Raw genomic sequence first — 12,330 nt, 5'->3', positions numbered from 1 at the left:
TGGCCGCATCGACCTGCACCAGCACCAGCGTGGCGGTGCCGGCCAGCAGCGCCAGGCTGACCGTCACCGCCACGCGGCGCGACAGCACGAAATAGCAGAACAGCAGCACGGGATAGGTCCACAGCACGCCATAGGCCGGCTGCTGGTAGAGGAGGATTCCGACCGCGCAGACTGCCGGCACCAGCAGCAGGCCGAACGGCACCGGCGCCTTGCGGCCGCGATGGATCGCCACCGCATCGATCACCAGCACGATGACGGTGGCGAGGATGGCGAGGCCGAGCGGCACGCGGTCGATGAACAGGTTGCTGACGCCGAACGGCGCCAGCACCGCGGCGCTCACCACGGCAATGCGGAACAGGATCTTCTCGCGATGGCCGGCCAGCGCATCGCCCCCGCCGAACAACCGGGCGAAAATTGCGAAGGGCTGCCAGGACGGCGGCATCGATCAGATCAGCGCCGGCTCAGCTTCTTGGCCAGTTCGTCGAGCTGTTCGAGCGTCTGGTAATGCAGCACCAGGCGGCCGGCTTCCGGCTTGCCGGGTTCGGCCTCGATCTCGGCCTTCAGGCCCAGCGCCGCGGTGATGCCGCGCTCAAACGCCAGCGTGTCGGCGTCCTTGCCGGCCGGGGCCGTCTTCGGCTTCGGCGCCGAGGGCGGACGGCCGCCCTTCTTCGCCGCCGCCGGGGTGCCGACCTCGCGGCCGACCGCCACCAGCTTCTCGACCTGGCGCACCGTCAGCTGACCCTCGACGATGCGCTGGGCGAGCTGCTCGGCCAGCGGATGGCCGATCAGCGGCCGCGCCTGGCCCGAGCTGAGTTTGCCCTCGATGATCATCTGCACCACCGGCTTGGGCAGCTGCAGCAGCCGCAGGATATTGGCGACATGGCTGCGGCTCTTGCCGATCACCTGGGCGATCTGGTCCTGGCTGTATTTGAATTCATCGGCCAGCTGGAGGAAGGCGCCGGCCTCCTCCATCGGGTTGAGGTCTTCGCGCTGCAGGTTTTCGATCAGGCCGATCTCGACCGCGTCGCGGTCGGTGATATCCTTGATCACCACCGGCACGGCATGGATCTTGGCGATCTGCGCGGCGCGCCAGCGGCGCTCGCCGGCGATGATCTCATAACCGGTACCGTCCTTGGCGCGGCGCACCAGCAGCGGCTGCAGCACGCCCTTGGCCCTGATCGACTGCGCCAGTTCCTCCAGCGCCTCTTTCTGGAAGAATTTGCGCGGCTGGTAGGGATTGGGCTTGAGCTGCTCGATGGGGATTTCGCGCACGCCGCCGGCCGCGCCGCGCGCGGCGGCCGCCTCGGAACCCGGTGCGGGTTCGCCCATCAATGCTGCAAGACCACGGCCGAGGCCGCGGCGTTTCGGATCGTCGATCATGAACTCGATACCTCTAAACTCAAAACGTCAGCCTCGGGCCCAAGAAACGCCTCCTTGGCCGAGGGTCCATCCCAGCCATCCGCGCTTCGGGTCGCGCAGATGGACCCTCGGAATAAATCCGAGGGTGACGACTTATGGTGTCACTCCGCCCATCTCTACTCCGCCGCGTCGCGCAAAGCCTGCTCGCGTTTGATCACCTCGCGGGCCAGCGCCATGTAGGCGGTGCTGCCCGGCGCGCGGTGGTCGTAGATCAATGCCGGCACGCCATGGCTCGGCGCCTCGGAGATGCGCACATTGCGCGGGATCACGGTCTCGTAAACCTTCTCGCCGAGGAAGCCGCGCACGTCGGCGGCGACCTGGTCGGACAGGTTGTTGCGCTTGTCGAACATGGTCAGCACCACGCCCTGCACATCGAGTGTGGGATTCAGCGTGGTGCGCACGCGCTCGACTGTTCTCAGGAGCTGAGACAAACCTTCCAGCGCGAAGAACTCGCATTGCAGGGGCACCAGCACGGCATCGGCCGCCACCATCGCGTTGACGGTGAGCAGCGTGAGCGACGGCGGGCAGTCGATCAGGATGTGATCGAACTCGGCCAGCCGGCCTTCGATGGCATGCTTGAGGCGATGGGTGCGATGTTCGAGATCCATCATCTCCAGCTCGGCGCCGGCCAGTTCGACATTGGCCGGCACGATGGAGAGGTTCGGCACTTTCGTCGGCCGGATCGTCTCATGCAGTTCGGCGGCGCCCATCAGCAGTTCATAGGTGCCAAAGTCGCGCTCCTCATGCGTGAGGCCGAGACCGGTGGAGGCGTTGCCCTGCGGATCGGAGTCGATCAGCAGCACGCGCTCGCCGACGGCGGCCAGCGCGGTGGCGAGATTGATCGCCGTCGTGGTCTTGCCGACGCCGCCCTTCTGGTTGGCGATCGCCAGCACGCGGCCCTGGCGGGCGGGCTGCGGCACCAGGCCGGCATCGTCGGCCGCCGCGGCAGCCAGTTCGGCGCCCAGCGTGTCGTCGTCACCCCAGCCGGAGCCCTGCTCGGAGCCTTGTTCTTGTTCTGTACTGGTCACTTGGGTTCCAATCCCCTCAGGCGCAGGATGCGGGCGGCCGGATCGGTCCGGCTCGGCAGCATTTCCGCGTCGGGAATTGTCCAATATCGCCGGGCCTCGGTCAATTCATCCTCGGCCTGCCGGCCCTTCGGAAACAGATAGACGGTTTCGGCGCGGCCCAGCGGCCGTGCCAGGCCGATCAGCTCTTTCAGCGGTGCCAGGGCACGGGCCGAGATCACCTGCGGCGCGCCGCCCATGGCGGTGTGGAGGGCTGTCGCCTCCATGGCTTCGATGCGTTTCACGTGCACCGTCACACTGGCCAGGCCCATGGCGCGCGCGGCTTCGCGCAGGAAGGCCGCTTTGCGCTGGTCGCTTTCCACCAGATGCACGGTCGCGATGCCAAGGGCCGCGACGACCAGGCCGGGGAAGCCGCCGCCGGAGCCGAGATCGAGCCAGCGTGTGGCGCCCGGTGGCGCATAGTCGAGAATCTGCGCGGAATCGAGGAAATGGCGCTGCCACAGGTCGGGCAGCGTGTTCGGCGCCACCAGATTGATCGCTTTCTGCCATTTCTCGATGAGACCGGCATAAGCAACCAGCCGCGCGATGGCGGTATCGCTGCAGCCGGTGGCCGTCTGAAACTCTGCGGGGGTCATGGGCGGGTTATGCCGCAAGACCCCGTCATTGTCAGGTGTTTCCCGTGAAAACCGGGCTATTTCCAGGGATCGTAGGTGCCAAACGACCAGATATGGCCTTCCGGGTCGCGGCAGGTGAAGCCGCGGCCGCCGTAATCCTCGTCCCTGATCTCGATCAGCATCTCGGCGCCGGCGGATCTGGCGCGGGCATACTGCATGTCGGCATCCGGCACCACCACATAGACGGTCTGGGTCTCGCGGCCGCCGATGTCGGCCGGCTGGGCGATATGCCTGCCATATTCATTCTCCATCGCCGCCGAGCCCAGCATGATCATGCCGTTGCCGTAGCAGAGCTGGGCATGCGCCACCTTCCCCTCGCCGCCCGGCACCACCAGCTGCTTGCGGAAGCCGAAGGCCGTGCAGAGCCATTCCACCATGGCCGGGGCGTCGTGATAGCGCAGGCAGGGGATGACGACGCCGGGATGGTCGTTTTCCGGGGCATGGGCCGCGGCGGCGGGCGGGACGGACATGGGCGCTCCTCTGGTTTTTATTCAGTGTAGCGCCACCGGCCCCGGCCGGGTCGGGACATTTGTGGGATTTCGGGCAAAATAAAGGGGATGTTTCACGTGAAACATCCCTTTTTACCCTCTAACCCATTGAAATCGCTTATTCAGCCGCTTCGCTGCCGCCGCGCCTGGCTTTCCGGACGTAGCCCAGCAGGGCCGACAAAGCCGCCGGAGTGACGCCGGAAATCCGCGCCGCCTGCCCCAGCGTGCCGGGCTGATGCTGTTTCAGCTTGGCGCGCACCTCGTTGGAGAGGCCCCCGACGGCATCGTAATCGAGTCCTTCCGGCAGGATCAGGCCCTCATCCTTGCGGAAGGCGACAATGTCGGCCTCCTGCCGTTCCATATAGCCGGCATAGAGCCCGTCGATCTCGATCTGCTCGACAATTTCCGGCGCCAGGCCGGCCAGTTCGGGCCAGATCGCCGAAAGACGGGCCACGGTCATGTCCGGGTAGCCCAGCAGCATGGCAGCCGTGCGCGGCTGGCCGTCCTGGTTGATGCCAAGGCCCCGTTTGGCCAGTTCCGGCGGGGTCATTTTCAGCGCGCGGACCAGCTCTCGTGCCGAAAAAAGGCGGTTTTCCTTGGATTTCCAGGCTGTTTCACGTGCAACACCGATGCAGCCGAGCGCCAGTCCCAGCGGCGTCAGGCGCTGGTCGGCGTTATCCGCCCGCAGGCTCAGCCGGTATTCCGCCCGGCTGGTGAACATGCGGTAGGGCTCGCGGGTGCCCAAAGTGACCAGATCGTCGATCAGCACGCCGATATAGGCATCCGCCCGGCCGAGGATGAATGGGGTGTCCCCGCCCCCGGCCGACAAAGCCGCGTTCAGGCCGGCGATCAGGCCTTGCGCTGCGGCTTCCTCGTATCCGGTGGTGCCGTTGATCTGGCCGGCCAGATACAGCCCGGGCTGGCGTTTGGTCTCCAGCGTGGGTTTCAGTTCGCGCGGATCGACGAAATCATACTCGATGGCATAGCCCGGCCGCAGCATGACGGCGTTTTCCAGGCCCGGAATGGTTTTCAGCAGGCCGGCCTGCACATCGCGCGGCAGCGAGGTCGAGATGCCGTTCGGATAGACGGTATCGTCATCCAGGCCTTCGGGCTCGAGGAAGATCTGATGACGGTCGCGCCCTGCAAAGCGCACCACCTTGTCCTCGATCGACGGGCAATAGCGCGGACCGGTGCCTTCGATCTGGCCGGAATACATCGGCGCGCGATGCAGGTTGTCGCGGATGAGGTCGTGGCCGGCCTGGCTTGTGTAGGTGACGCCGCACTGGATCTGCGGCGTGGTGATCTGCGTCGTCAGGAAGCTGAACGGCACCGGCGGATCGTCGGCGCTCTGCATCTCCAGCGCCGACCAGTCGATGCTGCGGCCATCGAGCCGCGGCGGCGTGCCGGTTTTCAGGCGACCCAGCGAAAAGCCGCAATTCTCAAGGGTTTTCGAGAGGCCGAGCGACGGCGCCTCGCCGACGCGGCCGGCCGGAATCTTCTCTTCGCCGATATGAATGAGGCCGCGCAGAAACGTGCCCGTCGTCAGAATCACTTTCGGCGCGGCGATGAATGTGCCATCGCCGCAGACCACGCCGCGCACTTCGCCCGCTTCGATGCGGATGTCTTCGACAGCGGCGCCGATGATGGTGAGATTCGTCTGCTCGGCGAGCACCGCCTGCATCGCCTGGCGATAGAGTTTGCGATCCGCCTGGGTGCGCGGGCCGCGCACCGCCGGGCCCTTCGACTTGTTGAGCATGCGGAACTGGATGCCGGCGGTGTCGGAAACGCGGCCCATCACGCCATCCAGCGCATCGATCTCGCGCACCAGATGGCCTTTCGCCAGGCCACCGATCGCCGGATTACAAGACATCTCGCCGATGGTCGCGGGCTTGTGCGTCACCAGGGCGGTGCGCGCGCCGAGCCGGGCCGCGGCCGCTGCGGCCTCGCAGCCGGCATGGCCGCCGCCGATCACGATGACATCGAAGCTGCTGTGCATGGGCGCGGGTTTTACGCACAGGGGGCCAAGCCGTCAAAGGGAATCGGCTGCCGGGCAGGTTTGCACGGGAAACCCGACCCGTTTCACGTGAAACTGGCTGATTTAATGTTGTATTCTCTTTTTGTTCTAGTGAGAAAAGGGGTGTGGTCCGATCCTCGCCGCCTAAAGAACAAACACGGATAGCGCGCCGGCGACCGCGACCATCTGCGCCAGGTTGAGCAGCATGCTGAGGCCGTGCAGGCGGCGGAACGCGCGTGTCGCTGCAGCCTCGCCCGCCGCCCGTCCCGGCCGCAGGGCATCGAGCTGCGGAATCAGGACCTGCCGCGTCAGCACGGCCAGGGCCGCGGTCACGCCCAGCGCTGCCGCCGGCAGCGGATATTCGACCAGCGCCAGCATCAGCGCCGCAATCGCACCCAACAGGATGATGACGAGGTAGTAGAGCGGAAACAGCGCGCGCAGAAACCGCGAGGCATGTTCGCCATCGAGTGCCCTGAACACCACCGGTGTGACGATGAAGGAAAAGAACAGCATCGCGCCGAGCAGGATGGCGGTGGCGTAAAGCGCAACGGCGTGCAGCAGCATTTGAATATCTCTCTATGTGACTATGCTCAATTTCGCAGAGGGACATTTGAGGTGCAATTCCGCCGTTGACCGGACTCAGCGGCTTGGCCATAGAAAGGCCATGACACAGGATCAGACTGCCTCCCTTCTCTCCATCGTCCGCTTCCCCGTCAAAGGCCTGACGCCGCAGAAACTGGACGCCGCGCCGCTCACGCCGGACCAGCCGATACCCGGCGACCGCCGCTTCGCGCTGGCGCATGGCGGCTCGGCCTTCGATGCGACCGCGCCGGCCTTCCAGAAGAAGGCGCATTTCCTCACCTGGATCCGCAACCCGCCGCTCGCAGCCCTTGAATGCAGCTTCGATGCGGGCGGCACGCGCATCACCATCGCCAAGGCCGGCAGGGTGCTGGTGCAGGATGCCGACCTCGCCGCGCCGATCAGTCGCCCCGCCATCGAGAAAGTGGTGCTCGACCATCTCGGGCCCGATGTCACGCGCGGCAGCGTCAAGGTGGCGGAAGCGCCGGGCGCCTGGTTCGCCGATGTGCCCGATCCTTATCTCTCGATCCAGAATACCGCCACGCTGCTCGAACTCGGCCGCAGGCTGGGGAATGCTGCGCCGCTCGATTATCGCCGTCTGCGCGGCAACCTGCTGGTCGATGGTTTCCCGGCCTGGGCCGAGATGAAATGGGTCGGCTCGAAACTCCAGATCGGCGAAACCGTGCTGCAGGTCGAGGCGGTCATCGGCCGCTGCGCGGCGACGCATGTCAATCCCGATACCGGTGTGCCGGACAGCGACCTGGTCGGCCTGCTGAACCGCGATTACGACCATAACAAATGCGGCGTCTATGCCCGCGTGATCCAGGGCGGCACGATCCGGCCCGGCGACCGCGTCGGCCGAATCTACTGAGGGCGCGGCGATGCAGTTCATGGTGATCGAGCATATCCGCAACCAGGATGCCAAAGCGGTGTATCGCCGCTTCCGCGACCAGGGCCGCATGATGCCCGAGGGCCTCAGCTTCGTGGCAAGCTGGGTCAGCGCCGATCTCGGCCGCTGTTTCCAGGTGATGGAATGCGATGACGTGACGCTGCTGCAGCGCTGGTGCGCCGCCTGGTCCGACCTGGTGGCGTTCGAAATCGTGCCGGTCACGCCGGGCAAGGACACGGCGGCGGCGCTGGCGGAGCAGCTGTAGGATGGGCCGGCGCGGTTACCTGACGCGAGACGGCGTCAAGCTGTCCTATGTCGACTTCGGCGGCGACGCATCGCACACCCTGCTGGCCCTGCACGGCCGCGCCGGCTGCGGCCGCAACTATGCGCCCCTTGCTCAAGCCTTGCGACCGGACTGGCGCATCGCCGGCATGGACCAGCGCGGCCATGGCTGGAGCGATCATGCGCCGGACCGCAGGCGCGCCGCCTTCATCGAGGATGTCGCGGCGATGATCGAGCATCTGGATTGCGGCCCGGTCGTGCTGATGGGCCATTCCTTCGGCGGCGTGAACGGCTACCAGCTCGCCGCCCGGCGGCCCGACCTGGTGCGGGCGCTGATCGTGGAAGATATCGGCTGCCGCTTCGGCCCGGCCCAGCCGGGCGAGTCCTGGCCGTTGCGCTGGGAAACGCTCGACCAGTTCCTCGCCTTCATGGCCACCACACCGATCGGCGTCGACCGCTACTTCCTCGACAGCCTGGTGGAATACGAGGACGGCTGGGGCTTCCGCTTTTCCGATGCCTGGCATGAGGAAGCCCGCGCGCATCTGACCGGCGACTGGAGCGACGACTGGGCCGCCATAGTCTGTCCGATTTTACTGATGCACGGCACAACCAGCTGGGCGGTGACGCGCGAAGAGATCGACCGCATGGCGGCGCTCAATCCGCGCACCCGGCTGCAGATTTTCGAGGGCGCCGGGCATACCCCGCATGACGAACGCGCCGCCGAGTTTACCGCCGTGCTGCGCGCTTTCCTGGCACAGGTTGCCGGCTGACAGGGCCGGCGACGGGCATGACGACTCCGCCGAATCGCCGCCCGATTGCCCCGGGCCGGCCCTGCTGATGCCATAATCCGGAGGCGTCCTAGGGGCCAGACAAGGGCGAAATGCCCGATCCGGGACCTATTGGAGCCTCGCCATGAACAACCTCGCCGCCCTGATCCTGCTCGGCGCCCTCAGCGGCACCGCCCTTCCCGCCCAGGCCATCGAGCCGGTGCGGGGCGACCCTCCGCCTGCCGGCGGCAGTGCCGGCATCCTGCCGGTGCAGGGCGCGCCGTCATTGCCCTCCGGGTCCCTGAGCAACGTCACCGGCGACCCGGCCGCGCAGGTGGAACCGCCCGGGGGCCCGCCGGCGGGCGCGCTGTCGCTGTCGCAGATCATCGTCCAGATCGAGAGCCGGCCCGATTTCGCCTTCATCCGCGATATCGACTGGGAGGACGGCCGCTACGAGGTGCAGTACCGCACCCGCGACGGCCGCGACCGCGACCTGAAGATCGATCCGCGCACCGGCCGGCCGGTGGAAGGCGCGCTGCCGGTGGTGCACTGGCCGAAGACGTAACGTGACTTAAGCCAGCGCCGTGCCGCCGTCAGCGTGAGGATCGGCCGCCGGCGGCCATTCGCCGCGCAGCAGGGCAAACAGGTCGCTGTCGCGCCACTCGCCCCGCACGTTGAAATTCTGCTGCAGCCGGCCTTCCTGGCGGAACCCCAGCTTCTTCAGCACCGCATGGCTGCGCTGGTTCTCCGCATCGGCCAGCGCGGTGATCCGGTGCAGGCCCAGTTCGGCGAAGCCGAAGCGCAGCACCGCCTGCATCGCCTCCGAGGCATAGCCCTGGCCGCGCAGCGTGCCGTCGAAGGAAAAGCCGATATTGCCCTGGCGGTGTTCCGGCGACGCGATGCTCAGCCGCACCATGCCGATGGCGCGCGCCAGCTGCTTTTCCTCGACGCAGAACAGCCAGTCGCGGCCCGACGGCTGCTCGGCCTCGATGACGCGGGCGGCGACAAAGCGTTTCACCAGCCCGGCATCCAGCGCCGGCCCGGGCAGGAATTTCCAGAACTCCTCCTTCACCGCGAACACGGCAAAGGCCGCTTCATCGGCGGGCGTGAAGGCGCGCAGCAGCAGGCGCTGGGTTTTCAGACTGGGAAAGGCGTCGGCCATGGTCAGGACTATACCGGATCGTAGACGGTGGCGCCCAGCAGCATGTCGGCGGCCGTGCCATCGCGCGACAGCGGCATCACCAGCCCGGTGAAGCGCGCCGCCGCGATGCCGTCGCGCTCCGCCTGTTCGCCCCTGACCCGCTGGCGGATGCGGGCCCAGCGCGGCGTGCCGCGCTGCAGGATCTCGCGCCAGTCGATGCAGAACTGCGCACGGTCCGGGCTCACCTCCTCCTCGCGCACTTCGTGGCCGGTGATATCCGTGCCGAAGAAGGGCCGGAAGGCCGTGCCGACCAGGCGGACGCGATAGCGCATCGGCGGGCCGATCTGCGGTACCTCGATCAGGAACAGGTAGGGCAGCAGGCGCGGAATCTCGGTCGGCTCGATACTGCTGCGCAGCGGCCAGGGCCGGTCGCCCGTCTTGGACAGCCAGTAGCGGTAGGCCTCGAGCAGCAGCGGCACGTCGAGGCCGGTCATGTCCCAGCTGCTGGTGATGTCGTCGAACAGCGGCACGCTCATAACCGCAGGCTAGCCGGTTCCGGCATACCGGGCTAGGTGCCGGGGCGGCCGGCCGGCGGTGCGAAAATCCCCGGGACAGGGCGGGCCCTCGCCCATAAGATCGGAGGCGGGGGATTCAGGGGGGGCATTCTGATCCAATGTCTAAAAGCAATTGGTTGCACTGCGCTGCAGTTAGAGGCTGCCTCATCGCATCTCTGTGCTCGTCACCAATAGCCGTAGTACAGGCGCAAACCGTAGGCCAGCGAGATAGCGGCCACGAGAGCGCCGCCGGGGTAGCAGCAGAACCAGAGGAAAGCTGGGACCGAATCTCGCCGGCCCTCTTGCTCCATTTCCTCCGCCGCATCACTGGAGCGCTTGAAGCCGAGGCCGCTAAGGACGATTCCGCCGATAAAACTCAACGCGAGAAAGATGATCTCGACGCCCAGCAAGAAATGGCGCGCTGGGCTTGGTGGATGATGCTCGCCGCTTTTTTGCAGGCTGGCGTAGGAGGCGTGGGCATTTGGTATATTCGCAGCACCCTCCAGCAAAATCGAACCGCCACTGAAGCAGCCATTAAGGCCGCCCAAGCATCTGAATTTATGTTGCTGCAGAGTGAGCGGACGGCCGAACGACAGTTGCGGGCCTATGTCGGGTATGATTCGGCTCAATTCGTTATTGGTAGTGATGAATTGCCAGAGCATGTCTTGATCAACTTGCGAAATGCTGGACAAACGCCCGCGTACAAACTGCACGGCTGGATTAGTAGGGGCCCTGGGATGGCGGGAGAGAAGCGACACCCCATTTCTATGACAAATATCGGCCCCAACCAATTCCACACAACCCCGGTATTTCTCCCCGATTTTGACCGCAATACCTTCGATGAAAAAACCACGGCGGGGCGGTACCACATTTGGGGCGAAGTTAAGTATTTTGATGCTTTCGACCGGGAGCGCACGACCAAATTCTGCATATTCGACGACGGGCCTGGCCCAATAAAAGGCAAGCGCCGCTTCGCCGTAAGTGCAGATGGCAACGATGCAACATAGGGCAACCGCCCACCTCACGGCTCACCGCTGCAGGTGCGTTTGCTACCGAATGCCGGCTACTTCCCGATGCAGAAATCGCGGAAGATCACGTCCAGTAAATCTTCCACATCGATGCGGCCGGTGATGCGGCCGAGCGCGCGGGCCGCCAGCCGCACATCCTCGGCGGCAAGCTCCGCGCTGGTGTTGTGGCGTTCGGCGCCGCGCACGAAGCGGTCCAGCGCCGCGATGCAGTCGGTCAGCGCCTCGCGGTGGCGCGCGCGGGTCAGGGTCGCGCTGCCTGTCAGACCAATCCGCGCGATGACCTCCTGCTCCAGCACATCAAGCAAAGCCGTCATGCCGGTATTGGCGCGCACCGAGACCGGCAGCACCGGCCGGCCGTTGATATCCCCGACAGGCAATGCGTTGCCGCCATCCACCTTGTTGGCGATCACGATGGCATCGGCGTCGATCAGCGAAGCGGTTTCCGGCGGCACGGTTTTCTGTGTGGCGTCGAGCACCACCAGCTTGAGATCGGCGGACTCCGCCCGCTTCAGGGCGCGCGCCACGCCTTCGCTCTCGATACTATCGGCGCTCTCGCGCAGCCCGGCGGTATCGGCCAGCACGACCGGATAGCCGCCGAGATCGAGATGCACCTCGATCACGTCGCGCGTGGTGCCGGGAATATCGGAGACGATCGCCGCCTCGCGTTGCGCCAGCGCATTGAGCAGCGACGACTTGCCGACATTCGGCGCGCCGACAATCGCCACCATCAACCCGTCGCGGAGGCGTTCGCCGCGACGGTTATCGGCCAGATGCGCGGCGATCTCCTCGCGCAGGCGGGCGAGCTGCGGTCGCACTTCGGCCGCCACGCCCTCGGGCAGGTCCTCGTCGGGGAAATCGATATCGGCTTCGAGATGGGCCAGCGCGCGCGTGAGCTGGTTGCGCCAGCCCTCGTAGAGCTGACCGAGCGCGCCCTGCATCTGCCGCAAAGCCTGGCGCCGCTGGGCCTCGGTTTCGGCATTGATCAGGTCGCCAAGGCCCTCGGCGGAAGTCAGGTCGAGCTTGCCGTTCTCAAACGCCCGGCGGCTGAACTCGCCCGGCTCGGCCAGGCGCAGGCCGGGCAGTTTCGCCAGGGCTGCAAAGATCGCCGCCAGCACGGCGCGGCCGCCATGCACCTGCAGCTCGGCCACATCCTCGCCGGTGAAACTGTGCGGCGCGGGAAACCACAGCACCATGCCCTCGTCGAGCAGCGCGCCACTGTCGTCCTTCAGCTTGCGCAGACCGGCGCTGCGCGGGCGCGGCAGGTTGCCGCCCGTTAGCGCCTCCAGCGCATCGGCGGCATCCGGCCCGCTGAGCCGGATCACCGCCACGCCGGCGCGGCCCGGCGCGGACGACAGCGCGTAGATGGTCTGCGGGGTCATCGCCGCGCCCATGCCCCAACCGTGTCATGGCCGGGCCCAAGAGAGCTTCTTGGCCGGCCATCCATGTCCAGCCGCTTCACAGGACTTGCAG

The 12,330-nt window shown here is 66.4% G+C and carries 15 protein-coding genes; 5 read left to right on the top strand and 10 right to left on the bottom strand.

Annotation, left to right across the window (positions count from 1 at the left end; all coding sequences use genetic code 11):
• The 7 genes from OJJ21_RS05970 to OJJ21_RS05940 all read right to left on the bottom strand — a co-directional run.
• A partial coding sequence (locus tag OJJ21_RS05970; RefSeq protein ID WP_297684130.1) for a hypothetical protein occupies positions 1-442 on the bottom strand: 442 nt, incomplete at its 3' end.
• An 8-nt stretch (positions 443-450) separates the two neighbouring features.
• Positions 451-1,380: a ParB/RepB/Spo0J family partition protein gene (locus OJJ21_RS05965; protein WP_297684128.1), complete on the bottom strand. Its 930-nt coding sequence runs from the start codon at positions 1,378-1,380 to the stop codon at positions 451-453.
• A 155-nt stretch (positions 1,381-1,535) separates the two neighbouring features.
• Entirely contained in the window at positions 1,536-2,339 is an 804-nt protein-coding gene (locus tag OJJ21_RS05960; protein ID WP_297684142.1) for a ParA family protein, read from the bottom strand.
• Between the two features lie 104 nt (positions 2,340-2,443).
• The gene (gene rsmG, locus OJJ21_RS05955) at positions 2,444-3,079 is read right to left on the bottom strand and encodes a 16S rRNA (guanine(527)-N(7))-methyltransferase RsmG (RefSeq protein ID WP_297684126.1); all 636 of its coding nucleotides are present in this window, start codon (positions 3,077-3,079) and stop codon (positions 2,444-2,446) included.
• A 56-nt stretch (positions 3,080-3,135) separates the two neighbouring features.
• A complete protein-coding gene (locus OJJ21_RS05950) occupies positions 3,136-3,588 on the bottom strand; it encodes a VOC family protein (RefSeq protein WP_297684124.1) in 453 nt (150 codons plus the stop codon).
• A 136-nt stretch (positions 3,589-3,724) separates the two neighbouring features.
• A complete protein-coding gene (gene mnmG, locus OJJ21_RS05945) occupies positions 3,725-5,602 on the bottom strand; it encodes a tRNA uridine-5-carboxymethylaminomethyl(34) synthesis enzyme MnmG (protein WP_297684122.1) in 1,878 nt (625 codons plus the stop codon).
• A gap of 162 nt (positions 5,603-5,764) precedes the next feature.
• Positions 5,765-6,184, bottom strand: coding sequence for a DUF4149 domain-containing protein (locus tag OJJ21_RS05940; protein ID WP_297684120.1), 420 nt, complete (start codon positions 6,182-6,184; stop codon positions 5,765-5,767).
• Between the two features lie 100 nt (positions 6,185-6,284).
• On the opposite strand from OJJ21_RS05940, the gene OJJ21_RS05935 reads away from it, so the two are divergent.
• The 4 genes from OJJ21_RS05935 to OJJ21_RS05920 all read left to right on the top strand — a co-directional run bounded on the left by OJJ21_RS05935 (position 6,285) and on the right by OJJ21_RS05920 (position 8,702).
• Positions 6,285-7,070 carry an MOSC domain-containing protein gene (locus OJJ21_RS05935; RefSeq protein WP_297684118.1) on the top strand — a complete coding sequence of 262 codons (786 nt, stop codon included), beginning with the start codon at positions 6,285-6,287 and terminating at the stop codon, positions 7,068-7,070.
• Between the two features lie 10 nt (positions 7,071-7,080).
• Positions 7,081-7,353 carry a DUF3303 family protein gene (locus OJJ21_RS05930; RefSeq protein ID WP_297684116.1) on the top strand — a complete coding sequence of 91 codons (273 nt, stop codon included), beginning with the start codon at positions 7,081-7,083 and terminating at the stop codon, positions 7,351-7,353.
• Between the two features lies 1 nt (position 7,354).
• Positions 7,355-8,140, top strand: a complete 786-nt coding sequence (locus OJJ21_RS05925; RefSeq protein WP_297684114.1) for an alpha/beta hydrolase — start codon at positions 7,355-7,357, stop codon at positions 8,138-8,140.
• A 142-nt stretch (positions 8,141-8,282) separates the two neighbouring features.
• Positions 8,283-8,702 (top strand): hypothetical protein, encoded by a 420-nt coding sequence (locus OJJ21_RS05920; RefSeq protein WP_297684112.1) that lies wholly within the window; start codon positions 8,283-8,285, stop codon positions 8,700-8,702.
• Positions 8,703-8,708: 6 nt separating this feature from the next.
• Here the strand turns inward: OJJ21_RS05920 and OJJ21_RS05915 are convergent, their stop codons facing one another.
• Positions 8,709-9,299, bottom strand: coding sequence for a GNAT family protein (locus tag OJJ21_RS05915; RefSeq protein ID WP_297684110.1), 591 nt, complete (start codon positions 9,297-9,299; stop codon positions 8,709-8,711).
• A gap of 8 nt (positions 9,300-9,307) precedes the next feature.
• Positions 9,308-9,814 (bottom strand): PAS domain-containing protein, encoded by a 507-nt coding sequence (locus OJJ21_RS05910; RefSeq protein WP_297684108.1) that lies wholly within the window; start codon positions 9,812-9,814, stop codon positions 9,308-9,310.
• A 320-nt stretch (positions 9,815-10,134) separates the two neighbouring features.
• Between OJJ21_RS05910 and OJJ21_RS05905 the strand changes: the two genes are divergently transcribed.
• Positions 10,135-10,839 carry a hypothetical protein gene (locus tag OJJ21_RS05905; protein WP_297684106.1) on the top strand — a complete coding sequence of 235 codons (705 nt, stop codon included), beginning with the start codon at positions 10,135-10,137 and terminating at the stop codon, positions 10,837-10,839.
• A gap of 56 nt (positions 10,840-10,895) precedes the next feature.
• Here the strand turns inward: OJJ21_RS05905 and mnmE are convergent, their stop codons facing one another.
• A complete protein-coding gene (gene mnmE, locus OJJ21_RS05900) occupies positions 10,896-12,239 on the bottom strand; it encodes a tRNA uridine-5-carboxymethylaminomethyl(34) synthesis GTPase MnmE (RefSeq protein ID WP_297684104.1) in 1,344 nt (447 codons plus the stop codon).
• Positions 12,240-12,330: the final 91 nt, after the last annotated feature.

Source organism: Ferrovibrio sp. (genome assembly GCF_025869515.1).
In the GTDB taxonomy this organism is placed as follows: domain Bacteria; phylum Pseudomonadota; class Alphaproteobacteria; order Ferrovibrionales; family Ferrovibrionaceae; genus Ferrovibrio.
This window is presented reverse-complemented; position numbering and strand designations above follow the sequence as displayed.

What these genes read in the sequence shown, in the direction of transcription:
- OJJ21_RS05965 (WP_297684128.1), bottom strand. Translation starts at nt 1,380, where the DNA reads ATGATCGACGATCCGAAACGCCGCGGCCTCGGCCGTGGTCTTGCAGCA.
- rsmG (WP_297684126.1), bottom strand. Translation starts at nt 3,079, where the DNA reads ATGACCCCCGCAGAGTTTCAGACGGCCACCGGCTGCAGCGATACCGCC.
- OJJ21_RS05950 (WP_297684124.1), bottom strand. Translation starts at nt 3,588, where the DNA reads ATGTCCGTCCCGCCCGCCGCCGCGGCCCATGCCCCGGAAAACGACCAT.
- mnmG (WP_297684122.1), bottom strand. Translation starts at nt 5,602, where the DNA reads ATGCACAGCAGCTTCGATGTCATCGTGATCGGCGGCGGCCATGCCGGC.
- OJJ21_RS05940 (WP_297684120.1), bottom strand. Translation starts at nt 6,184, where the DNA reads ATGCTGCTGCACGCCGTTGCGCTTTACGCCACCGCCATCCTGCTCGGC.
- OJJ21_RS05935 (WP_297684118.1), top strand. Translation starts at nt 6,285, where the DNA reads ATGACACAGGATCAGACTGCCTCCCTTCTCTCCATCGTCCGCTTCCCC.
- OJJ21_RS05930 (WP_297684116.1), top strand. Translation starts at nt 7,081, where the DNA reads ATGCAGTTCATGGTGATCGAGCATATCCGCAACCAGGATGCCAAAGCG.
- OJJ21_RS05925 (WP_297684114.1), top strand. Translation starts at nt 7,355, where the DNA reads ATGGGCCGGCGCGGTTACCTGACGCGAGACGGCGTCAAGCTGTCCTAT.
- OJJ21_RS05920 (WP_297684112.1), top strand. Translation starts at nt 8,283, where the DNA reads ATGAACAACCTCGCCGCCCTGATCCTGCTCGGCGCCCTCAGCGGCACC.
- OJJ21_RS05915 (WP_297684110.1), bottom strand. Translation starts at nt 9,299, where the DNA reads ATGGCCGACGCCTTTCCCAGTCTGAAAACCCAGCGCCTGCTGCTGCGC.
- OJJ21_RS05910 (WP_297684108.1), bottom strand. Translation starts at nt 9,814, where the DNA reads ATGAGCGTGCCGCTGTTCGACGACATCACCAGCAGCTGGGACATGACC.
- mnmE (WP_297684104.1), bottom strand. Translation starts at nt 12,239, where the DNA reads ATGACCCCGCAGACCATCTACGCGCTGTCGTCCGCGCCGGGCCGCGCC.